This is a genomic window from Aequorivita soesokkakensis (assembly GCF_001641085.1).
Lineage (GTDB): Bacteria > Bacteroidota > Bacteroidia > Flavobacteriales > Flavobacteriaceae > Aequorivita > Aequorivita soesokkakensis.
In genome coordinates this window covers 103,575-128,081 of sequence record NZ_LXIE01000010.1, presented here as the reverse complement: position 1 = coordinate 128,081, position 24,507 = coordinate 103,575, and the positions used below count along the sequence as shown (strand labels likewise).

At 38.7% G+C, this 24,507-nt stretch carries 16 protein-coding genes; 2 read left to right on the top strand and 14 right to left on the bottom strand.

The genetic code is table 11. The annotated features are described in order from the left end of the window. Nucleotides 1–11 precede the first annotated feature (11 nt). Entirely contained in the window at nucleotides 12–3,080 is a 3,069-nt protein-coding gene (locus A7A78_RS05640; RefSeq protein ID WP_068761470.1) for a TAT-variant-translocated molybdopterin oxidoreductase, read from the bottom strand. A 33-nt stretch (nucleotides 3,081–3,113) separates the two neighbouring features. Further along, nucleotides 3,114–4,448, bottom strand: a complete 1,335-nt coding sequence (locus A7A78_RS05635; protein WP_068761469.1) for a c-type cytochrome — start codon at nucleotides 4,446–4,448, stop codon at nucleotides 3,114–3,116. 224 nt (nucleotides 4,449–4,672) lie between these two features. On the opposite strand from A7A78_RS05635, the gene A7A78_RS05630 reads away from it, so the two are divergent. After that, a complete protein-coding gene (locus A7A78_RS05630; protein ID WP_068761468.1) occupies nucleotides 4,673–5,068 on the top strand; it encodes an SPOR domain-containing protein in 396 nt (131 codons plus the stop codon). 12 nt (nucleotides 5,069–5,080) lie between these two features. On the opposite strand, the gene A7A78_RS05625 is transcribed toward A7A78_RS05630, so the two are convergent. The 4 genes from A7A78_RS05625 to rimP all read right to left on the bottom strand — a co-directional run bounded on the left by A7A78_RS05625 (nucleotide 5,081) and on the right by rimP (nucleotide 12,247). Next, nucleotides 5,081–7,579 carry a DUF5916 domain-containing protein gene (locus A7A78_RS05625; RefSeq protein ID WP_068761467.1) on the bottom strand — a complete coding sequence of 833 codons (2,499 nt, stop codon included), beginning with the start codon at nucleotides 7,577–7,579 and terminating at the stop codon, nucleotides 5,081–5,083. A gap of 134 nt (nucleotides 7,580–7,713) precedes the next feature. After that, complete coding sequence (infB, locus tag A7A78_RS05620) at nucleotides 7,714–10,479, bottom strand: translation initiation factor IF-2 (RefSeq protein ID WP_068761466.1); 2,766 nt, start codon at nucleotides 10,477–10,479, stop codon at nucleotides 7,714–7,716. Between the two features lie 60 nt (nucleotides 10,480–10,539). Beyond that, nucleotides 10,540–11,772: a transcription termination factor NusA gene (nusA, locus tag A7A78_RS05615; protein ID WP_068761465.1), complete on the bottom strand. Its 1,233-nt coding sequence runs from the start codon at nucleotides 11,770–11,772 to the stop codon at nucleotides 10,540–10,542. A gap of 10 nt (nucleotides 11,773–11,782) precedes the next feature. Beyond that, nucleotides 11,783–12,247, bottom strand: a complete 465-nt coding sequence (rimP, locus tag A7A78_RS05610; protein WP_068761464.1) for a ribosome assembly cofactor RimP — start codon at nucleotides 12,245–12,247, stop codon at nucleotides 11,783–11,785. Nucleotides 12,248–12,402: 155 nt separating this feature from the next. On the opposite strand from rimP, the gene A7A78_RS05605 reads away from it, so the two are divergent. Next, on the top strand, nucleotides 12,403–13,224 hold the full coding sequence (locus tag A7A78_RS05605; protein WP_068761463.1) for a universal stress protein: 822 nt from the start codon (nucleotides 12,403–12,405) through the stop codon (nucleotides 13,222–13,224). A 19-nt stretch (nucleotides 13,225–13,243) separates the two neighbouring features. On the opposite strand, the gene flxY is transcribed toward A7A78_RS05605, so the two are convergent. The 8 genes from flxY to A7A78_RS05565 form a co-directional block, all read right to left on the bottom strand. Next, nucleotides 13,244–14,533, bottom strand: a complete 1,290-nt coding sequence (gene flxY / locus A7A78_RS05600; RefSeq protein WP_068761462.1) for a flexirubin biosynthesis putative acyl-CoA ligase FlxY — start codon at nucleotides 14,531–14,533, stop codon at nucleotides 13,244–13,246. Then, nucleotides 14,530–16,191 carry a C45 family autoproteolytic acyltransferase/hydrolase gene (locus A7A78_RS05595; RefSeq protein WP_068761461.1) on the bottom strand — a complete coding sequence of 554 codons (1,662 nt, stop codon included), beginning with the start codon at nucleotides 16,189–16,191 and terminating at the stop codon, nucleotides 14,530–14,532. The genes flxY and A7A78_RS05595 overlap by 4 nt, the downstream gene beginning before the upstream one ends. 1 nt (nucleotide 16,192) lies before the next feature. After that, nucleotides 16,193–17,080 carry a cupin-like domain-containing protein gene (locus A7A78_RS05590; protein ID WP_068761460.1) on the bottom strand — a complete coding sequence of 296 codons (888 nt, stop codon included), beginning with the start codon at nucleotides 17,078–17,080 and terminating at the stop codon, nucleotides 16,193–16,195. A gap of 12 nt (nucleotides 17,081–17,092) precedes the next feature. Beyond that, nucleotides 17,093–18,631, bottom strand: coding sequence for a phytoene desaturase family protein (locus A7A78_RS05585; protein WP_068761459.1), 1,539 nt, complete (start codon nucleotides 18,629–18,631; stop codon nucleotides 17,093–17,095). After that, nucleotides 18,628–22,326, bottom strand: a complete 3,699-nt coding sequence (locus A7A78_RS05580; protein WP_068761458.1) for a 1-acyl-sn-glycerol-3-phosphate acyltransferase — start codon at nucleotides 22,324–22,326, stop codon at nucleotides 18,628–18,630. The genes A7A78_RS05585 and A7A78_RS05580 overlap by 4 nt, the downstream gene beginning before the upstream one ends. After that, the gene (locus A7A78_RS05575; protein WP_068761457.1) at nucleotides 22,319–23,512 is read right to left on the bottom strand and encodes a DUF2062 domain-containing protein; all 1,194 of its coding nucleotides are present in this window, start codon (nucleotides 23,510–23,512) and stop codon (nucleotides 22,319–22,321) included. Before A7A78_RS05575 ends, A7A78_RS05580 begins: the two co-directional genes overlap by 8 nt. A 138-nt stretch (nucleotides 23,513–23,650) precedes the next feature. Further along, nucleotides 23,651–24,139, bottom strand: a complete 489-nt coding sequence (locus tag A7A78_RS05570; RefSeq protein ID WP_068761456.1) for a hypothetical protein — start codon at nucleotides 24,137–24,139, stop codon at nucleotides 23,651–23,653. Further along, the gene (locus A7A78_RS05565) at nucleotides 24,139–24,507 is read right to left on the bottom strand and encodes an ApeI family dehydratase (protein WP_068761455.1); all 369 of its coding nucleotides are present in this window, start codon (nucleotides 24,505–24,507) and stop codon (nucleotides 24,139–24,141) included. The genes A7A78_RS05570 and A7A78_RS05565 overlap by 1 nt, the downstream gene beginning before the upstream one ends.

Here is a 24,507-nt window from a genome sequence, read left to right as displayed (position 1 = left end):
AACTAAAATTTTTATGCTTCCGTTGTATTCTTTATCATTGCGTGGTAAAACACATTTGGTTTGGTACCTACGTTTTCCAATAGATGATACATACGTTTGTCCTCCTTCATTTTCGCTACTTCAGATTCTTTGTCATTAACATCTCCAAAAACCATCGCCCCGGTTTCACAAGCACTTGAACAAGCAGTATGGAATTCACCATCTTTAATTGCTCTTCCATCGCGTTTGGCATCTAGGATTGTTTTTTGGGTCATTTGGATACACATTGAACATTTCTCCATAACCCCTCGTGAACGTACCACCACATCTGGGTTAAGTACCATTCTTCCTAGGTCATTGTTCATGTTGTAATCAAACTCATCATTTTCGTTATATAAAAACCAGTTGAAACGACGTACTTTATAAGGACAGTTGTTTGCGCAGTAACGAGTACCCACACAACGGTTATAAGCCATTTGGTTTTGACCTTGACGTCCGTGTGATGTTGCCGCAACTGGACAAACAGTTTCACAAGGTGCGTGGTTACAGTGCTGGCACATTACAGGCTGGAATGCAACCTGTGGATTTTCATACGCTGGCACTTCAACCACTTTATAGGTATCAAAAGCAGGAAGGTTTTCAAGAGTTTCTATTTCTTCTTTGAAAGATTCGCCAGCAGAATAATATCTATCAATACGCAACCAGTGCATATCACGGAATTTTCTAACTTCTTCTTTCCCAACAACAGGAACGTTGTTTTCAGCGTGGCAAGCTATAACACATGCGCCACAACCAGTACAAGCATTCAAATCTATAGAAAGATTGAAATGGGGTCCTACCGTTTCATCAAATGGACTCCAAATATCGGCCTTTTTATCACGAACGGATATAGGACTATGGTCATAATCCGTCACCGGAACAGAATTCCAAAATCTACTATCTTTTGTATTGAAAATTTCAAGGGTAGTTTCCTTTATAATATCTTCACTACGCCCGGCCATTGTGCTTTGCAACTGTACGGAAGCAAATTCGTGCATTCCACCCACTTTTTCAATAGACACTTTTTGAATGTCTGAAAAATTCTGGTAAAGTGCATATGCATTCACTCCTGTTTGCATTTCCTTTTGAATGCCGGGTGCGGTATTTCCATAACCCAAAGCCAATCCAACAGAACCTTTTGCCTGTCCAGGCTGGATGATTACGGGTACATTTTCAACTACGGTATTGCCTACTTTTACATTTACATAGCTACCGTTTAAAGCGCCATTGGAAACATGTATGTTTTCAAGATCCAGAGCTTCAGCATCTGCTGCAGAAACTGTAAGGAAGTTATCCCACGCTGTTCTTGTTATTGGATCTGGCAACTCCTGTAACCAAGGGTTATTGGCTTGTTGGCCATCTCCTAATCCAGTTGAAGTATATAAAGTAAGATCATACCCACCTTCCTGCATAAAAGCTGAAAGCGCACCGTTTGAAGTACCTTCTTCCATCATTCCGGTTCCTTCGGCAGTTGGCTTTACTTCCTCCATTGTCATTTCAACATCACTGGCAATAAACCCATCGTGAAGTGCTTGATTCCACGAGCCTCCCGCCAACATTGAAGCAGTCCAATTCTCCTTTATATAATCGTAATATTTTTGTGTATTTCCCGTCCACTGCAAAACGCTATCCTGAAATTGGCGAGTATTGAACAAAGGACGAATAGTTGGCTGCGCAAGGCTATATGTGCCTTTTTTAATTTGTGCATCACCCCAAGATTCCAAATAATGAGGAGTTGCGGCAACCATTTTTGCAAGAGAAGCAGTTGCATCCTGTTTCATCGCAAATGCAAGGGTCATTTCAAGTTTCTTGTAACCTTCGGTAAATTCCTTACTATTTGGCAAAGAATAGATTGGGTCAACACCCACAGTGATTAAACCTTTTACACTGCCCGAAATAACGCCGTTAACCACGTTCATTACCTCAGTATTGCTAGCTTGTCTTGTAAGTAATGGTTTGTTAGCGTCCATTGCTTCACTGTTGGCATTGAAATTCAATGCCATAGTTTGGGAAGCCGTATCCGGCAAACTAGTTACCAATAATGCTTTGCTACCCGCTTTTTGAAGTTGTGCTTTTGCTTTATTAACAGCATCAGCAATATTTTCTGGTAAGCCTGAAGCGCTTCCGCCAGTCAGGGCTTTTAAAATTTCTAATTGTTGTGAAGGAGTTGCAGGAACACGCTTGTCTGCTTTTGCTCCTGTTAATGTTAAATTCGCTTCAAACTGAATGTGACGGGACATTTTTCCGTTTTTAGGAACGCGTCCTTGCGCATATCCCTTGCTATAGCTTCCACCTTGCCAATCTCCCAAGAAGTCAGCGCCAACAGAAACGATTACATCAGCTTTTGAAAAATCGTAATCTGGCAAAGCACGGGTTCCGTATTTATTCTGAAAAGCATCCAAAGCCCCTGAACAGGAAACGGTGTCATAAACAACGTGACGGATGTTTGGATATTTGGCGGTAAATTCAGAAATCAATTTTGAAGTAGATGGACTTGCAAATGTTTGGGTAAGGAGTACGATGTCTTTCCCAGTCATTTCATTCATCTTTTGTGCAACGGCGGTATCAAACTCTGGCCAGGTTACTTCTGCACCGTCCAACATTGGGCCGGTTAATCTATTTTTATCATACAAGGAAAGGACAGAAGCATGCACACGTGCATTTACACTTCCACCATTCACTGCCAAATCATTTCTTTCTATTTTAATAGGACGGCCTTCACGAGTTTTTACCAAGATATTGGCAAAATCAAAACCATCTGCCATTGTTGAGGCGTAATAATTTGCAATTCCTGGAACTATTTCATCCGGTTGAACCACATAAGGAATTGACTTAATTACAGGTCCTTCACAAGCAGCCAAAGTAGCGGCGGCTGTAGTAAAGCCCACATATTTTAAGAAATCACGACGCGTGGTTGAGGACGACTCCAATGCTTCTTTGTTGCCAAGAAATTCGTCTGTAGGTATTTCAGTTACAAACTCATTTTCCCGTAGCGCCTTCACAATTGTGCTGTCTTCGTTCAGCTCTTCAACACTTTTCCAGTATTTCTTGTTTGATGCCATATTGCTATCTGTAATTTTCCTTTAAAATTTATATTAATAATGACATTTGCCACATTCCAATCCACCCATTTCGGCGATTGTCAACTTTTCAACTCCATACTTTTTAGAAAGTTCTTCATGTATTTTGGCATAATATTCATTGTTTTCCAAATTCACGTTAGTCTCTCTGTGGCAGCTTATACACCAGCCCATTGTAAGTGGCGCAAATTGCTCAACCACTTCCATTTCTTGAATTTGTCCGTGACATTTTTGGCATTCAATACCCGCAACGGTTACGTGTTGTGAGTGGTTGAAATATACAAAATCTGGCAAATTGTGGATACGCACCCATTTAACGGGTTCGGTTTTTCCGGTATATTTTTGCTCGGCAGCATCCCAACCTACAGCTTTGTATAGTTTGGCAATTTCACCGTCGTAAAATTCTTTTGAGTACTCTTCAGTAGCTGTTTCTGGAGCTACTTCAGAAATATTTTTGTGACAATTCATACAAACATTCAACGAAGGAATTCCTGATGTTTTGCTTTTTCGGGCAGAACTGTGGCAGAAATTACAGTCAATCTGGTTGTCGCCAGCGTGTATTTTATGTGAATAGTGAATTGGTTGAACAGGAGCGTATCCTTGGTCAACACCAACCTGCATCATATAGCCATAAGCGAAATAACCCGCAGAAAGAATCAAAAAGATTGAAACAACCAATACCAAAAATTGGTTCTGCACAAATGCTTTCCAAACCGGCAGACGTTTCTCTTTTTCTTCTTCTTCGTAAACAACGCCATTTGCTTCCGCAATTCTTTTCAAGGTATTTGTTACCAAGAAAAGCATAATAACCAACAATAAAAAAATTAGCGCCAAAGCACCAAGCACCAAACCATTTGAAACACCACCACCAGTTGCTGTTGCAGCACCAGCTGTTTCTCCTCCCACAATGGGAGTTGGCGCGGCTTTTGGCTGACTTGTGTAGGCAAGTATGTTATCAATGTCCGTTTCTGAAAGCGCAGGAAACGGCGTCATTAAAACCTTGTTGTTTTCTTCAAAAAGTTTTACAGCTGTTGGATCTCCAGAGGCAATTAAAGCAGAACTATTATGTATCCATTTATACATCCACTCTCTGTCGTGCTTATCTGCAACACCACGTAACTCCGGGCCCACCGCCTTTCCATCCAACTTGTGGCAAGCCGCACAATTAGCTTTAAACAAAGCTTCACCTGCAGCAACATCGCCACCGGTATTTGCGGTAGCTTCCGCGGGAGCTGCTTCGGCCTCGGCAGGAGCTTCTTGGGAATATATGGTAGTTGAAAAAGTTAGTAAAAACACTAACAAAAGAAGTGGCAATTTTGAGCGTAGATGTATAAAATTCACCTTTTTCATACTAATGGTTAAATTATGGTCGATAGTTTGGCACAGAATTTAGTTACGCACAAATGTAATTTTAATGCTCATTTTGTACCCAAATAAAGGCACAAAAGTACATTATAAAGTCGATTTTGAAAATGCAAACAAAGTGTTAACCATTAATTTATATTTGTTCTAAATAATATTTCGGCCTTCCACAAAGTTATTAAGTTTTACATTTGCAACAAACATATATTTTTATGAACCAAAGAACCTTCCCCAAACTTTTTATTGCCAGCATTTTACTTATTTTTATTTCAGGTAAAAGCATTGCGCAAAGTGCAACTTTAACCGTAAATCAAGATTCAAAAATTACTCAGTTGCTTGAATTGAAGAAAGATTTGGAAAAGGAAAACAAACTTTCTGACGGCTTTACAATACAGTTATACTATGGCGAATTGGACAAAGCGAACCAAACCCTACGGAAATACAAAGGAAGCTACGGTAACTGGCCAGCGTCTATTGAATATGAAACACCAAATTACAAGGTATGGGCAGGTAATTTTTCAACTCGCATTGAAGCAGAAAGAGCCTTGATAGAAATTCAAAAAAGCTTTTCTTCCGCTTTTATTTTAAAACCTGAGCGCAGAAAATAGGGTTTTAAAGATTTAACTATTCTTAATCGAAGAGCCTGATTTGCTCATTTTTTCATTACGAGGCCCAAATCCCACAGTTTGGGTTTTGTTTTTTGGCCCAAACCAAGTCTTTACACGATTATAATCCAGATAGTAGCTCACCCTAAGTGATAAACTATTCAGCTGCGGTTCATCAAAAAGATTGTTGAAATTGTTTGAAAAATTTACCCGCGCATCGCCAACATAGCTTTCCATGGCATTTCTATAAAGCAAGGTAAGCTGGCTTCCAGGCGCAAACCACCAAGAAAAACGCAGATCAATGTTCCAACTGTTATAAGTTGCATCTCTATCTTCATCATAAAATGGGTTCTCAAAAAGCTCGCCGTCATTTTGCAAAGAGAAGAATTTACTGTATTCCACTTCGGAATAATAGTGGCGGAAAGCTAAATTGAGCGCCATTTTATTGTTGAAAATATATTGTGACTCCAACGAATTTATTACCGTATTTCTATCTCGCTTTCCAAAAATTATATCATCGTTTACAAAATCTACAAAGCCTTCTTCTTTGTCTGAAAGAATTACGTTTGTATTCAAAAATAATTTCCATTTGTCTGAAACCCGATATTTCGGTCCAAATTGTAGATGAAGTTCTCCACGGCCCTGTTCGTTATATTTATACCAATCTACAGTGACATCTGCCGCCAATTTTTTTCTATAGTCAGTTGAAAACCACCCCCAAACATCATAATAATCAGGAACCTTTACATATCTGTTTTCTACCCGAGGTTCATAAATATCATTTTTTCCAAAGGGTGTCATTTCGAATCCGCCTCCAAAGCCCAAAAACTTCTTTGTTGTAAAACTTGAGTTGAAGTTGAAAATAAAATTGTTGTAAAGATCAGTCTCCAACCTGCGGAAATAATTCAAATTGAAATTCAGATTAAGATTGTTCAAAAATCCCTTGGGTTGAAGATACCGGTACCCGTAATAGCCCGCATAATTAATATAATTTGTATTACTGGAATAGCCCAAATCATTAATATCATAATCCTTCGTCCTAAAATTTATTTCACCCGAAACACGGTGCTTGCCGCTTATTTTTGCCATGCCTGCGCCTCCTTCCATTCCGAATTTTTCGGAGTTGTCCTTTACCCAACTTCCCTCGGCATTCGCAAAATAATTAAAGGTGTTTTTCTTATTGGTAAGATCCATATATAATCCCGTCGCGTTTGCATCCCTAAAATCGCCTTCGCGAATAACATTTGTATTTACGAAAGAAACGGATGAATTATCCCCAAAACGCTGATCCAAAACCAAAATGTTATAGTTAGCCAAAGGCTCCACCAATTCTTTTCTGGTTTCGTTGGTTTCGGAATTTTTTATTTCGGCATAGGTTCTTTCAGTAATCGCGTTAAAAACACCAATTCCCAGATTGCCATCGGTTCTTCCGGAAATTTTGAAGGCATTTATTAAATCTACGGAAGAAGGATAATTTTCAATCTCTTCATTTTCGGAAAGAATTGGAAAACCAGAAGGATATCCACCAACGCGTCGCGAATAAAAAAGGTTTCCTTTAGTGAAAAGCTCTGTGCCTTCCGTGAAAAAGGGACGATTTTCTTCATATTGCACTTCGAATGCGGAAAGATTCAAAACTTCAGCATCAAACTTTGACTGGCCAAAATCCGGTATCAAAATCATATCCAGCGTGAAGGCGTCGTTTATTCCATATTTAAGGTCCATTCCGCCGTTGAAAATAGTTTCGGTCTTGCCGTCGTAATCATTAACATAGACTGAAACATAAGGCTGGAATGAGAGCCTGGTTGGCGATTGCACGTTTTCAATCCCGTAAATCTCACCATCATAAATTGAAAAAGCTCCCTTTGCATTATCTACGTGGCTCCAGCTATAACGGGTTCGGGTCCGTCGCATTTCGCGCTCCATATTCAAGCCCCATTCCTGTACATTTTTATTGGGAAACCGCACTTCCGAATAAGGAATAAAAATTTCCGCAACCCAGCCATCGTCATTGATTTGGATTGCACTGTACCATATTCCATTCCAAGAACTATCTTCATTGCCGTTGGTCATTTTGGCGTCATATTGAACCCCCGCCGCAGTTACTATAAATTGCAAACTTTGCTGTCTGTCATTATACCCATTCAGAAGAATAAAGAAAAAATCGTCATTGCCAATGCCGTCACGCTCGGTAAGTTCCTTTAAAATTTTATCGGGCTCTGGGTCTTTCATTGTTGCGCCAAAGTAGATTCCCAAATCGTCATATACAATTTTCACATCTGTCTTTAAACTATCTGGAATTGGCTTGCCATTGTTTGGCTGTCTTTCCACAAAACCGGTTGCTATTGGAGCATTTTGCCAAACAGCATCATTTAAAATCCCGTCAATTTTTGGAGCCTCAGTTATGCGCGGAATTGTAATTTTTTTTCTCGGAATGCTATCTGTATTCTGGGCATTTATAGAATAAACACAAAACAAAAAGCTAAAAAGAAAAATGGTTTTTAAAGAAATGTTCATTTGGAAAGTTTTCTTAATAGACACTTAAAAAAAACCGATGTTACAGATTTGATGAAAATTTCATTTAAGCTTGAAATAAAAAACGACCTGAAAATTGCTTTTCAAGTCGTTTATAAATTTAATTTATTGTTTAATTATTTCAGCTTTTTCTTTACTGCAACTTCTTGGAACGCTTCAATAATATCGTTCTCATAGATGTCATTGTAGTTTTTAACCTGAATACCACAATCGTATCCTTTTGCAACTTCCTTCACGTCATCTTTAAATCGTTTCAATGAAGCAAGTTCTCCAGTATAAACAACCACACCTTCGCGAATCAAGCGGATGCCAGAGTTTCGGAATATTTTTCCGGTCAATACCATACATCCTGCAATAGTTCCCACTTTCGAAATTTTGAAAGTTTCCCGAATTTCTGCCGTACCGGTAATTTCTTCCTTCATTTCTGGAGAAAGCATTCCTTCCATTGCATCTTTCACGTCGTTGATAGCGTCGTAAATGATGGAATAAGTACGGATGTCTATTTCTTCCTTATCAGCTATTTGGCGCGCGTTGCCCATCGGACGAACGTTAAAACCAATAATAATTGCATCGGAAGCCGAAGCCAACAATACATCACTTTCGGTAATTGGACCAACCGCTTTGTGGATGATATTTACCTGAATTTCTTCGGTAGAAAGTTTTTGGAAAGAATCTGTCAATGCTTCCACAGAACCATCCACGTCACCTTTAAGGATAATGTTCAATTCTTTGAAATCGCCAAGAGCTATACGCCTTCCAATTTCATCAAGCGTAATGTGGCGCTGTGTTCTCACAGATTGCTCACGCTGAAGCTGTGTACGTTTTGTGGCAATTGCTTTTGCCTCACGTTCGTCATCAAACACGTTGAATTTATCACCTGCTTGTGGCGCACCGTCCAAACCAAGAACAGAAACTGGAGTTGATGGACCTGCTTCTTTCACATTATTACCACGCTCATCCTGCATTGCTTTTACCTTTCCGCTGTGCTGGCCAGCAAGAACGTAATCGCCCACTTTTAGAGTTCCGCCTTGCACTAAAACTGTTGAAACATAACCACGACCTTTGTCTAGAAATGCTTCCACCACGGTACCATTTGCTTGACGATTTGGATTTGCAGTCAACTCAAGTAATTCGGCCTCAAGCAATACTTTTTCAAGCAATTCTTTTACGCCATCTCCTGTTTTTGCTGAAATATCGTGCGATTGTATTTTACCGCCCCAATCTTCAACCAAAAGGTTCATTTGAGCAAGACCTTCTTTGATTTTTTCAGGATTTGCGTTTGGCTTATCTATTTTATTTATTGCGAAAACTATTGGAACACCTGCCGCTTGCGCATGGCTGATGGCTTCCTTGGTTTGTGGCATAATATCATCATCCGCTGCAACTACAATGATTGCAAGGTCGGTAACCTGTGCTCCACGTGCACGCATTGCGGTAAACGCTTCGTGACCAGGAGTATCAAGGAATGCTATTTTTTGTCCGCCATCCAATTCTACCCCGTAAGCCCCAATGTGCTGGGTGATTCCACCAGATTCACCGGCTATAACGTTTTCTTTACGGATGTAATCCAAAAGTGAAGTTTTACCGTGGTCAACGTGACCCATTACGGTAACAATTGGCGCTCGTGGTTCAAGATCTTCTGCTGCATCAATCCTTTGATCGATTGACTCTTCAATATCGGCAGTTACAAATTCTACTTCATATCCAAATTCTTCAGCAACGATACTCAAGGTTTCAGCATCAAGACGTTGGTTCATCGTTACCATCATTCCCAAACTCATACAAGCAGAGATAATTTTGGTAACGGGTACGTCCATCATAGTTGCCATTTCACTGGCGGTAACAAATTCAGTAACTTTTATAAGTTTGCTGTCCGCTTCTTGCTGTGCTAGTTCGTCCTCAGATTTTTGACGGTGCGTATCACGTTTTTCGCGACGGTATTTCGCGCCTTTTCCTTTAGAAGATTTTCCTTGAAGTTTTTCAAGAGTTTCGCGCACTTGCTTTTGCACTTCTTCCTCGCTTGGCTCTTCTTTTGGAGTATTGCTGCGTCCTTTTCTTGCAGGCCCGCGATTGTTATCTTTATTGAAATTGTTTCCACCACCGCCGGAACCTGGTTTTGGAGTCTCTTTGCTTATACGGCGTCTTTTGCCTTTTTTATCTCCTTTTTTATCATCAGCCTTGGGATCCTTCTTCTTTTCAGGTTTTTTGAATTGGGTAAGATCTATTTTTTGACCTGTAAAGTTTGGACCATCCAGTTTACGATATTGGGTTGTAACCGTGTCTGATTCTTTTGGAGTTTCTTCCTTAACTTCCTCTTTTGCAACTTCAACTTCCTTAACCTTTTCAGCAGGTTTCTCAACCTTCTCTTCTTTAGCGGGAGCAACAGTTTTTTCTTCTGCCTTTTCAGCTTTAGGCTGTTCAGCCACAACTTCAGGTTTTTCTACTTTTTCTTCTTTCTTGACTTCTTTAACCACTTTAGGCTCCGCAGGCTTTTCTTCAACTTTCGGTTCCTCTTTTTTGGTTTTTCCGGCATCAAGGTCAATTTTACCAACCTGTTTTGGACCGTCCAGTTTGGCCCCAGCTCTTATAACTTTGGAAGCCTCTTCTTTTTTATGCTTTTCTTCAAGCTCGCGCTCGCGCTCAATACGGAATTCTTCTTTCTCTTTGCGCTTTTCTTCGCCTACTTCTTTGGAAGCTACTTTCTTACTTTTGTCGGTTTCAAACTCTTCAAAAAGGACTTCGTATTCATCGCCCGTTATTTTGGTATTCGGACTTGCGTCCACATCGAACCCTTTGGAACTCAAAAATTCCACGGCACGATCCAACGAGATGTTGAACTCACGTAATACCTGACTTAGTCTTTTTGTTTTTACTTCAGCCATAAATGCTTTTTCCTGTTTTGTCTTTTTAAAAAATTTGTATAAAAGTAGTTAAACTTTCAACTACTCTTCAAATTCTTCTTTTAATATATTTATTACATCGCGGATGGTCTCTTCCTCCAAATCGGTTCGTTTAACCAAATCGTTGATGTCGTGCTCAAGCACGCTTTTAGCGGTATCTAAACCGATTTTATGGAATTCTTGGATAATCCAGCCTTCTATTTCATCAGAGAATTCTGTCAATTCCACATCTTCTTCTGCACCTTCGCGAAGCACATCAATTTCATAACCCGTCAATTGTCCCGCAAGGCGAATGTTGTGCCCGCCACGGCCAATTGCCTTGCTCACTTCCTCTGGGCGAAGAATAACCTCAGCGCGTTTTTTTGCTTCGTCAATTTTTACCGATGTAACTTTTGCAGGGCTAAGTGCTCTCGTAATATATAAGGTAAGATTGCTTGTGTAATTAATTACGTCTATATTTTCATTGCCAAGTTCACGAACAATTCCGTGAATTCGAGATCCTTTCATTCCCACACAAGCACCTACTGGGTCAATTCGGTCATCATAAGAATCTACAGCAACCTTTGCTTTTTCACCTGGAATACGCACTACTTTTTTAACTGTAATCAAACCGTCAAAAACTTCTGGTATTTCCTGTTCAAACAATTTTTCAAGGAAAACCGGGTTTGCGCGGCTCATGATGATTGTTGGTTTGTTTCCTTTTAAATCAACACTTTCAATAATGCCACGAACGTTGTCTCCTTTTCTGAAAAAATCTGAAGGAATTTGCTTTTCCTTCGGAAGAATTATTTCGTTTCCTTCATCGTCCAAAAGAATAACCGCGCGGTGACGAATATGGTGAACTTCGGCAGTGTAAATTTCACCTTCAAGATCTTTAAACTGCTTGTAAATAATGGTATTGTCGTGCTCGTGTATTTTTGAAATAAGATTTTGACGAAGCGCCAAAATGGAACGGCGACCAAGGTCAATCAACTTCACTTCTTCCGAAACGTCTTCACCTATTTCAAAATCGGGTTCAATTTTTTGAGCGGCACTTAATGAAATTTCCTCGTTCGGGTCTTCCACTTCACCATCAGCAACAACTATACGGTTTCTCCATATTTCAAGATCGCCCTTGTCTGGGTTCACAATAATATCAAAGTTGTCATCGCTTCCGTATTTTTTCTTCAATGCGTTTCTAAAAACGTCCTCAAGTATCGCCATTAGCGTTACTCTGTCTATTTGTTTATCGTCTTTAAATTCTGAAAAAGAATCGATCAGTGCTAAATTTTCCATATCAATCCAATTAAAATGTTATCATCACTTTTGCTTCCATAATATCTTTATAGGGCACGGTTGCCTCTTTTTGAACTGTAACTTTTCCCTTTCCAACAGGTTTGGGCTCGCGCGCAGACCATGTTAAGGTACAGTTTTCTTCGTTCGCGGAGATTAATTCTCCTTCAATTTTTTCGTCGTTTTTAATTTTCAACTTTAGGTTTCTGCCAATATTTTTTTTGTACTGCCTTGGCAATGTCAACGGTTCCGAAACGCCGGCTGACATCACTTCCAAAGAAAAATCATATTCCTCACGGTCCAAATTGTGTTCAATTGCACGGCTAACCGCAATACAATCTTCTACCGTAACGCCTTTATCGCCGTCCAGGATGACCCTTATTTGGTTGTCTTCAGAAATATTTAGGTCGATCAAAAACAGTGATTTGTTTTCTTCCAGCGCATTTTCCAGCAGTTCTGCTACTTTTTCACGCATCATTTTAAGCTATAAAAAGAGGGGACTTTAGTCCCCTCAGATAATTTCGTATCAAATTCGGTGCAAATATACTATATTTTTTAATATTATAAAAACCAAGCGCAAACGATTTATTTTTGTACTTTAATGCTGCAAAAAAACAATAAACAACCGTTAATATGAAACGAATCCTCGTCCCTACAGATTTTTCCGAACAAGCAGAAAATGCACTAAAAGTAGCTGTAAAGCTTTCAAAAAAACACAATAGTGAAATTTATGTGCTCCACTCTATGGAGATGCCGCTCCACCTTGCCACTTCTGGCGATAAAGGAAGTCTTCCCGAGAGTTTATTTTTTATAAAACTTGCTGAAAAGCGCTTTAAAGACCTAAGAAAAAACACATATTTAGATGGAACTACCTTAAATGAAGCCATTGGCCACAATGAAATTTATGAAGATATTGAGGAGGCCTGCAAAAAAAATAAAATCGATTTAATTGTAATGGGCTCCAACGGCGCTAGTGGGTTTAAGGAAATGTTTGTGGGAAGCAATACTGAAAAAGTGGTCAGGACTTCCAAAACACCGGTGCTCGTAATTAAAAATAATCATGAACAATTTAATGTAACGGATTTCGTTTTTGCGACCGATTTTTCCGAAGAAGGCCGAGGAGTATTGGACAAAGCCCAAAAATTTGCCAAAAAGCTGGGCGCAAAAATGCATTTACTGTTTGTAAACACACCCGCAGATTTTAAAACCTCAGCTCAAGCCCAAATAATTATGGAAAACTTTGTTAGGGGAATGGGCGTTGAAAACTATACCTTAAATATTTACAACGACACTTCCGTGGAAAAGGGGATTCTCAATTTTGCCAAACACACCAACGCCCAGTTAATTGGCATGGGCACTCACGGTCGCAAGGGAATTTCACATTTCTTCAATGGCAGTATTAGTGAGGATATGGTGAACCACGCCAATATGCCTGTGATTACCTTTAAAATTTAAGCATAAAATATACTTTTAGCTAAAGCCTGCGATCTATCAAGTCGACAGGCTTTCTGCTTAATGGCGGAAAGCGAAGGGATTCAATTTCTTCAGAAGTTGCAAATTCAATTTTTGGCGCTACACGAAGTTTTGCGCGGAAATGGTCTTTTATTTCTAACAATAATTCCTCGGAAATGTTTTCAGAAGCAATCTTTATCAATATCTCATCAGTTCCCAATTCATTGTGGAAAATCTCGATGACGTAACTTTCAATCGTTGAAAAATCGTTCAAAATATTATACATCGCTGGCGGATACAGAGTTGTGCCTTTATATTTTATCATCTGCTTTTTGCGACCCACAACTGGGCCCAAACGCAGTGTATTTCTTCCACATTTACAAGATTCGCCATAAGATTGAACCATGTCGCCTGTTTTAAAACGCAACAATGGCATTGCTTCAACACCTAAAGTTGTTATGGTTAGTTCGCCCACTTCTCCCTTTGCAACAGGCATATTATTGTCATCCAGAATTTCAGCGATTATAAGTTCTGGGTGATGGTGGCCACCGTTGTGAATTTCACATTCGTTGAAAGCCGTACTCATTTCGGTGGAAGCATAGGTTGAAAACAGTTCAATATCCCAATCCTTTTTTATCTTTTTCGCCAAAATATTAAGTGAAAAATCCTGCTCGCGAATCGGTTCTCCAATGCAGATTGCAGCTTTTACGCCCGTCTTTTTTAAATCTATTTCGTGCTGTTGGGCATATTCAATTAACTTTAAGAGAAAAGACGGAACGGTAATTAAATAGGTTGGTTTAAACTTCAAAATAGAATCCCACTGCAATTCTGGAATCCCTGAACCAACGCGAATAATTCCCGAACCCAATTTTCGAGCGCCCAAAAAATACGCCAATCCCGCCATAAAACGGCGGTCCATTGTCGTCATTAACTGTAAAGTATCTTCTTTGCCAATCCCGCAACACGCAAAGGAAATTGCTTCATTATACGCCAAACGCTCCAAATCATTATCGGTCAATGCAAAAGTTACTGGATCGCCCAAAGTTCCCGAAGTAGTTACATAATCTATGATTTCAGATTTTGGGACACATATAAAATCATTGTTGAATTGCTGAAGATGATCTTTTGTTGTAACTGGAATCTTCTGAATATCTTCCAACGTTTTTATTTCTGAAATCTGAATGTTATTCTCTTTGAAAAAGCGTTTATAGAAAGGAGAATTTTCATCCAAATATTGAAGAGTCTCTTTCAATTTTTCTTCTTGAAATGTTTTAATTTCTGCTGTTGAAGCTTTCTCTATTTCTGGAATCATTGTCCTAATTTCTTTAAATAATGTTCTATCTTTTCTTTATCCGGAACCGTTGTAATTTCTTTATTTAAAGCTGTTTCAAAAGCAATTTTCGCGGCAGCATCATAATTTTTTTCAAAGTAATATTTTCCAGTTAAATAATAGGCTTTCCAATATTCAGGGTTTTTTTGTTGCAATTCAGAAAGTTTTTCTGCTGAAATAGTTTTCTTGTTTTCAATTGCCGCTTCCACTTCCCGCTCCAAAATTCGATATTCTTCGTAATCTTTATACGCTTTTGAATAAACAAATGGATCTTCTGAAATATTTTCCATTGCATTTGAAATGCTTTTCGTGGCAGGATTTCCTTCTCTATTCTTAAAAATTTCATTTAAATCATATTCCACAAACTCTCCCAACTGATATGGATTTGAGGAAACCCAAACCTTTCTGCTTTCAGGTTTGAAAACTATGCCGTGGTGCGCCAAAAGTTGGTTTAATGCTTTTTCATTGCCAAAACCAATTTCTTTGTCGTCCAATCCTTTTTTGTTCCGAAGAATGGCAACGGCATCATCAACATTCAGTTTTTCGTCTTCTGAAATCAATTCTTCCATCCTTTCAAAACGATACATGGAGTGACTTTCAGCAATCCATTCTATATTTCGTTCATCGTTTTTATAGGCTTCACTTTGAAAATGGTTGCTGCAAATAAGTTCATCTGTATTTTCAACTTCATAAACGCCGAAATTATCCGGTGCCACTTCAATTATCGCGGCTTTCTTATCTTTTGCACTGCCCACAAAAATAGCTTCGGAAACAAAAACTTCGCGCTTTTTTGCAATGGCAATTGCTTCATCAATGTTTGAGGCATATTGCAAAATCTCTCGAGTTACTATGGAAATGGGGGTTTTCGCAACCAGCGGAATTTCAGATTTTCCAGCGTTTATCGTTACCGTCAATCCTTGGTCGTTCATCCCGGAAACCACGCCAATCATTCCGCCCCAAGTAACCGACATAAATTTATAGCCTTCGGAAGGGTTTACGAAAGCAATTATTTTTTCCTTCGCAAAATCGTCGCCTGCGTAAAAGTCGAAATTTCTGCCAATGAGCAATTCGCCATCTACGGTTTTATCGCCCCAAACGGCAAAAGACGAACAGCCCACGAGCATCAAATCCTGCAGAGCGTGGCCAATATCGTGGGCGCCGTGCAGATAGAGCAACCGCAAATAAGGCTCGCCAATCTCACTGAAATTTGAAGACGAAAACTGCGAAAGCCCATAAATTTCAGCTTTGTATTCCTCGGGGATGTGTAGATACATTTTGCGATTGTACCACGCCAAAAATTTCCGAAGCAAATATTGCTGTGTTTTTGAAGGCACCAAATCTTCCACTTTATTGAAAAAAATAGCTTCCTGTTTCTGCATCAAATCCTGCGTGAGGCTTCCAGTAATTTTGCCAATTTGCAACGGGTTTCCTTCCACATAAAGCTCCCATTGGCCTTGTTTATTCTTTAAAAGAAAATTGTTTCCCACAACAAAAGTGGAATCGTTGATTTTTACTTTTTCGGGAATTATTGCATCGTAACCACTTACATCAGGCCTATTATGGATAGATTTTGAAACCCCGCATGAATTCAGAAAAATAATCAAAAACGCAAGCGCGAATAATTTTTCCAAATATTTCATCTTAACTGGCTTGTTTTTTCAGCTTCGCTGCACGACTATTGGTTTTTGAAAGTGTTTGATTTTCTTTATAATCAATCCATTTCTGCCCAAAGGATTTTCGCATAATGTTTTCAAAATGTCGCATTATGAAAACGTTGTAAAGCATATTTCCAAAACGCCCCAAATGCCGTGGAAACGCCCGGAGCGTCATCGAGAAACCGCCGTCCAGATATTTTATGTAATGCCAATACCCGCTGGGCATATAGAGCGCATCGCCGTGTTTCATGGTTGCGTGCAGGCCTTCCAAATATTGCAGCGCGGGATATTTTTCAAAGTCGGGATTGTCCAAATCTATGGTTTCCAAATTGTGTACGGCAAAAGGAATTTTATACAGATATTTTGTTTGTTTGGGTGAAAACAGCGTTACGCTTTTCGTACCCTGAAAGTGAAAATGCACCAAATCTGCCAAATCCATATCGTAGTGTGGCAGTACTTTGGAACCCTCGCCTCCGAAGAAAAGTACGGGAAGACGTTTGAAGAATTTTAAGCCAATATCAGGATATTCAAAATCTTTCAGCAGTTCGGGGAGCTTCACTTTTAAATCATAAAAGAAAATGCGCAAGTCGGTTGGTTTGGTTTTTATCAATTCAATATAGTCCGCCATTTTCATATCTGTAGCCGGTTCTGCGGAATTTTGTTTGCCTTTGGTGGGCTCGTTGTTGTAAAGTGGCACTATTTGGTCGCCCGCGTGTTGCTGGATGTAATCCAAATTCCATTTCTGAAAAGCTGCCCAGTTTTCAGTCAAGCCCTCAATCAAAACAGGTTTTTGGGGTTTGTAATAATTTTTAATGAAATCCTCTTTTGAAATATTCCGGACTCTTTCAATCGGTGTTGTTTTGATATGTCCCATTTCCGAAAAATGTTAAGTAATTTCTTCCTTTTCTGTGGTTTCCAATATTTTGTTCAGTAAATATTCACCTCCCAAAATTTCCGAACACGTAACCACGCCACTAATGGTAACGCCCAAAATGCCGTGCATATTTAAACTCTGCCCCGTAAAATATAGGTTTTTAATTTTGGTCCGCGGCGAAACAAAGGATTTTAAAGGGTTGTTGGCGTCTTTCACATAACCATACATTGAACCTTTGTTACAGCCAATATAATCACGGTAAGACAAAGGCGTGGATGAATAAACGGCCTCTATACAATCGCGAAGATTGGGGAATTTTTTCTCCAACTCCTTAATGATTATTTCAGATTTGTAGGCTTTGAATTCTTCATACGTCTGTCCACGATCATTTTTTTGGGCGGCAGTGTTGAAAGTGTTTGCCCAAGGTTTTACCTCATCAAAGTGCATATAGGTCATCACCGTAATGTTATCGCCATATTCCTCCTTATCTTTTTTGATTCCCATAGAAATCATATAGGCTTCGGGCCAAGATTCCTGTGTATAATTATGAACATCCCAAATGGATTTATAATCCTTGAAATGATAATAATTATGGTTCATATACTTAAAACAATTTGGTTTTAAAACCAAGTACAGACTGAAAGCAGCAACTGTACTTTCAATGTTTTCGATGCGGCTGGTATATGATTTTCTGAAATGATTTTGACCAATCATATCAAGCGTCATTTTTGGATCAACGTTGGAAATGAATATATCACCGTAAATGGTTTTTCCATTTGCAGTTTGCACGGCAGTTACCACTCCGTTTTCTGTTTCAAATTTCGTTACTTCGTGACGTTTGTATGCTTTTCCTCCCTTTTCGCGAAAACGCGCAAGCAAGGCTTTCGTAATTTGGCTGCCACCGTTTATACAGCGATAGGAGCTTTCAATATATGAATTCACTGAAAGTGCATGCATATAGAATGGCGTACGCTCACCTTCTCCTGCATAGAGCAAATTACTGCCCCCCAAAACGGCGCGAAGTTTTTCGTTTTCGGTTATGGAATCTATAAATTCCTTCGCTTTTACTTCAAAAAGCGCTGTATTTTCGTAATAAGGTTTTCCAAGTTTTAAACCATATAGCGGAAAGAAACTACAGGTATCGAGCATTTTTTGGCAATAAGCATCAATCGCTTTTTCCTCTTCGGGAAATTCCTCAAGTAAAATTCTTTTGAAATTATCATAACCCTGTGCGTGCCTGTATTCTTTGGGGTCGTTGTCAAAAGTTATTCTGTCAAAACCATCCTCGTCCATTTTTTTGAGGGTGATGTCATCCAAAATATCCAAATACTTGAAATATCTGTACAGATTTTGACCTTCGGAAAGGCCACCAATGTAGTGGACGCCAGTGTCAAAAATGGTTTTATCGCGGACAAAAGTTTGGAGGTTGCCGCCAAACTGTTGATTTTTTTCAAGCACGCAAACGCTGTAGCCTTCCCTCGCGAGAATAATCGCCGAAACCAGCCCGCCAAGGCCACTACCGATGATAACTACATCATATTTTTCACTCATTTTGCTGTGTTTCCCGATGGTTTAAAGATACTAATATTAGTATTCCCGTACACGTTTTGATAGCCTAAGGTACTAATATTTTCGGTTTGCGAAGAAACACATTCTTTTAATAAAACAATTGTTTTAATTGAAAGGTTTGGCAATTGTGAAATGATTTCCGAAGCCATCTTTTCTGAAGAGATAATCAAGGTTTCAACGTTTGAAAGTAATGTTTCAGAAACAGAATCGGTAAAATGAAGCCTTCCGTATTTTTGAGTGATATAACTGTTTTGAAGTATCGTTCGCGTTTCGGAATCTTCAATAAAACTGAAAATCTTACGGTCAGGACCATCGAGCGCCAATAGGAAATCGAGTTGCCCGGAATCTTCCGAAATGTGGGCAATACTCCCTGTTTTATTTACTTGACGGAGAGTTTCAAAATAGCTCTCTGCATTTTCCTTTAAATCCTTTTTCACCGTTCGGTATAGCGCATCTCCTTTATAGCGGTATTCTTCCAAAACAATTCTGTGGAAATATTTTGGGCCTTCCATCTTTTCGCGTAATTTTAAAAATTCACTTTTAAAATATGCACCAATTTGTTTTGCTTGCTGCGTATGATTTTCTCCAAAGGAAGTGTCATCTGCATTAATTCGCGGCAAAATTTCAACCGTAATACTTCCGTCTTTTATGATGAAACTTCCTTTCGGATTAACTTCACTGTTTCCGTGGATTAAAACCGGGAGAATATCCAGATTGAATTCGTTCGCCAAATAAAATGCGCCTTTGTGAAAACGTTTAATTTTATTGCTTTCGCTTCGGGTTCCCTCGGGAAAAGCCATCAGTGAATAGCCTTGTTTTATTTTCTTTTTAAGTGGTTCCAAACTGTTTTCGATGCCGCTGGAAACCGGATAAAAATCTGCACGCTGCACAGCTTTCCCAAAAACGGGCGAATTATAAACCCAATCGTTCACCAAAAAACATATTTTTGGATGCAACATTCCCACGGCCAAAATATCGAGGAATGAAGTGTGGTTTGCAATAATTACGGCGGGTTTTGAAAAATCTTCACCCGTTTCATTGATTACTTTTTTCTTCACAAACGGATTGGTGTAAAGCACAGATTTCATAAATTTTGAAATCACTTTGTGAAACCATCCCATTTTTATTTTTTTGCTAATGGGAAGCAGCGGCATCAAAGTGACGCTGTAAAGTGATAAACAAATTCCGCCCAGTCCGAAATACCCAAAGGAAAAGAGGGAATGCACAAACATTCGCGGTGTGATTGGCCGTTTTTTTGAGCTTCCGATAAAAAGTTTAAAAAGCAGAGGCTGGACTGTAAAAGCGGTAAACATTGCCGAAAAAATTCCAATGATTGAAACGATGGAGATGGAATAAAGCGCTGGATGTTTCGCAAAAATCAAAACCCCAACACCCAAAATAGTTGTCAAAACCGAAAGCATAATCGAGGTTTTGTGCGTGGCCATTACCTTTTCACCGGTTCGCAATTCCTTTAGCAAACCTTTGGTCATAAAAATGCTGTAATCAATACCCAAACCAAAGATAAATGTGGAAATAATGATGTTGAAAATGTTAAACTGAATATGGAAAAACCCCATAATCCCTAAGGTTAAAAACCAGGTGATAAATATGGGAACAGCTGTAACTACAGTGAGCGAAAAACTTCGGAAGAAAAGAAAAAGTATAAAAAGCACAGCGAGCAAACAATACCCAATAAGACTGTTGAAATCGTTTTTCAAATTCCCCAAAAAGGTCTCGTTCATTTCTTGGCGGTCAATGACGATGGTGTTCGGAATCTCTTTGAAAGCACTTTTAATTTCGGAAGCATTTTCATCATCAAGTTTTATAAGCGTTGTAATTGTTGTGAAATCTGCTTCGGTGGTGATGTAATCTTCTAAAAGAACCGATGGAATTTGCTGATAATCCTCGGGTTTCAGTGTTTCAAAATTTTCATCCAAAAAATCATAAAACCTATTGAACGTTGTTGGTTTAAAGCCTAATACTTCGCCACTTTCTATCAAGTTATTTTCCAAACTATCTTTTCGAGTTACGTTCCAAAAGTGTTGCCATTCCGCTATTTTTTTACGTTGGTCTCTTTGCGAGTGAACCAAGGCTCCAATGGAACTAAAGCTGCTTATTTTCCCTTCCTCTTTCAACAATTCCAAAGTTTCGTGGATGGAATCGTTCAATTGCAAAGTACCTTCTACAGATTTTCCGTAGGTTGCCAGATAAACCGATTTTGAAGAAATATCGGTCAGTTCATCCAAATGCTGCATCGCGGCCTTTATTTCCGCAGGTTCGTAATTCAGTTTGGAAATATCTTTGTTGAATTCTACTTTGTGATACGTAAAAATGCTAACGATCAAAACCAATCCTAATCCAATTAAAAGCCATTTGTTTTTATGAAAAGGATAGTCAGCAACCTTATCCAAAACATTGACTTGCTGTTTCCGTGAAAGCGGATTTTTATAAACCAACGGAATAAAGAAAAGTGCAAAAACCGAGGCTCCCAAAACGCTAACCGCTGCAAAAATGCCCAAATCCTGTAAGGCCTGTGAATCTAAAAAAAGCAAACACAGAAACGCCAAAGCAGTAGTCAAACTGCTCATCAAAATAGGCTCGGTCACGTCTTTATAAAGACTTTCCGTTGTTTCGTTGTTTCGGATATGCGTTAAAATATGAAGCGAATAATCCAGCGTTACGCCCAATAAAACAGAACCTATTCCCAAAGAAATTGCTGAAATTTCTCCACGAATCAAATACAATAATGCCACGGCCATTAAACCTCCAAAAATTGTTGGAACAAAGAGAATTACGGGCACGTAAAGTTTTCGATAGAAAAAGATGAAAACTAAAATTAGCAGCGACATTGCAATTCCTACCGTAAATTGAATATCCTTTTTTATTTGTTGGGCATTGGCAACGGCTATAAGTGCTGCACCGAAATATTCACTGCTAACCTTTCCGGAATATTTCTGGTTTAAATTATTTTGAAGCGAATAAAGTTGGTCTGCAAACTTGGCATTTTCAGCAGTTTCGCTACTGGAAAATTTTGGGGTTATAAAAAGTAAAATGTTTTTTTCGTCTTTACTTACCAAAAAGCCGTCTTTCAAAAAAAAATCGTCTGTAACGCCTAGTTGCCGCAGTTTCTTTAAAGCAATAAAGGAAAGTCCCAATGGATCTTTTAAAATCATGTCTTTTGAAACAATGCCTGATGGAGATATCAATGTTCGGTAATTCGCTTCAGTAATGGCAAAAATACTGTCATTTTGAAGTTTTCCAGCTATGGTTTTGTAATCCTCTTTGTCTAAAAATAACGGCAAATTTTCATAAACAAAACCCATTGTCCGCAACAAATCGTCGTCATTTACCTTCCCACGAATGCTTTTGATGTACTGTGAAGATTGCGCTTGCAAATTGTCAATAAATTCCGTGGCGTATTGGGTAAGTTCGTCAATTTCTGTGGAATCATTTTTATGGATAGTAACAATAATTTTGTCTGTGAAATTGACGGTTTTCAGTACTTTTTGAAGATCTTGATTTTCGCTATTTATTGGAATCAATTTTGAAATATCTTCTTCAAAACGAATTTTTGAAACCAAAAAAGTGAGTCCAAAAAGCACTAATAGCAAGACAAAGGCGCTTGCTATTTTATTTTTTAATAAAAATTGATATGCTTTAAAAAACCAGTTACCCATTGTCGAGAATCTTTTTCCGTTCAAACAACATTAAGAAAACGTAACTCACGATACCGCAACTAACTGCCGCGGTGACCGAAAGCACTAAACTGCCAACAATATAGGATTTTAAATATTTCACCAACTCAATACTTGGATCAATTTCACTCATGGAAAGCACAAAACTTTCTCCCAAAAGCCAACTGCCCAATTTTAAACTGAAATAAAGTATAAAAGGAATAAATGGCGGTAGGCTCACATTGGAAAAAGCAAAAGCAATCACTTTATTCAAATTTAAAAGCAATGCTAAAAATATAACGGTTACCGTATGAAAACCCCAAAGCGGCGATAGCCCGATAAAAACACCCAAAGCGATTGAAAATGCTTTCTTTTCAGCAGAATCGTCATTGCCCAGAAGGTCTTCCATTACAAACCTTTTAAGCCCTTTTTTTTTTAGTTTTCTGAAAAGATTTCGAGGTTTTATGTAGAAAAAGGTAACAAGTACGAACCAAGTATTTAAAATACTGATTCGCGTAAAATCTTTAAAAGGACGGAAGTGAGAAACCCGATCTTCCAGCTCATAATGGATTCGGATTGGGATGTTTTTCACTTCAATACCACTCCAGGCTGCTTTAACGATTGCTTCAATTTCGAACTCAAATTTTTTGGTGTAGAATTTCAGTTTTTTCATCGCAAAAAGCGGATACAATCTAAAGCCGGATTGTGTGTCCTGCAAGCGTGTGCCTGTTTCCACCCAAAACCAAAAGTTGGAGAATTTGTTTCCAAAACTGCTTTTTTTCGGCACGCCGTGCTGGGTCATATTTCTTGAACCGATAAACAGTACTTCTTTGTTTTCTTCCTTTTCCAAAGCTTCAATAAACGCAGGAATATCTTCCGGAAAATGCTGTCCGTCGCTATCGATGGTTATTGCAAAGCGATAACCCAAACTGTCGGCTTGTTTAAACCCTTGGCGTAGCGCGTTGCCTTTTCCCTTGTTTTGTGAAAGATGGATTTGCTGGATTTGTGGAAATTGAATCAATATTTCCGAAGTGGAGTCTGTGGAACCATCGTTCACCACAATCACATCTTCCGTATAAACCAAAACGTCTTCAATGACCTGTTGCAGTGTTTTGTAATTATTGTAAGTTGGAATAATTACGCAACATTTCAGGATTTTGAATTTTTCTGAAAGTAGTTTTTGGTTCATTTAGAAATCTCTTCTCTGTGAACTCTGTGCCTCTGTGGTGGATTATTAACCGCAGAGTCGCAGAGGGTGCAGAGCAAATATAAGTTTTAGGATTAAAATAGAATTAAAGAATCCCTTTTGTTTAAGAAAAAGAAAAAATCAAAATCCAGCTTTTTCAGTTTTTGAAAAATTCTCAGATTTTAAAACAAAATCCTTAACCAATTCTTTCAACTCCGTGGAAGAAATAGCTTTTAAATTCTTTAAAATAAATTCTTTGTCTTCATCAATGTTTTTATGATACCCCAAAAATCTGGGCGAATTTTCCTGCACGCTCATGCGAATGTAACGGATTTCAACATTTGAAGGATTAGCCTTGACGGCGCTTTCAATCAAAGAAACGCCTTCTTTAAAAAACTCTTTTTTATCACTTCTTGATTTGGCAAATTTTGCTTTCAATGTGGAAACAGCCCCTTTGTATGCAAGCAAAACTGGCTTATTTGAGGAATTTACTTTTGCAAGTTCCCCGTCAAATTGAGCAGTAATTTCTGCACTTTCCACAGCTTTTGGGTAAGCTGACCGGATTCCGTTCAAGTCTTGGGCAGTTCCAGCTGCAGAAATTAAAAAAACTATAATTATTAAATATTTCATCAGTCAATAACTTTAAAAGTCGCACTGAGCTTCAACGCTACCGTGTCTTCAAAAGAAGTTGTGTTTTTCACTTTCACTTCTCCGTTTTCCTGAGCAATATCAATGGCGAGTTGCAAATCAGGGTTTTTCTCGGGATTGATAATCGCCATAAATTTTATGTTTGAAGAAACTGTCAAAAACAAATTTTTTCCGGTTGCTTCCTCGGTCAGCTCCTTTATAATCTGAATCATACAAACGCCCGGCATCACTGGGTTTCCGGGAAAGTGGCCTTTAAAAATAGCGTGATCCTTGTTTAAATGAACCTTTGACAGAATTCCTTCGGAAGTGTTTTCGGTTGCAATAATTTTATATAATCCTTCGATGAGCAT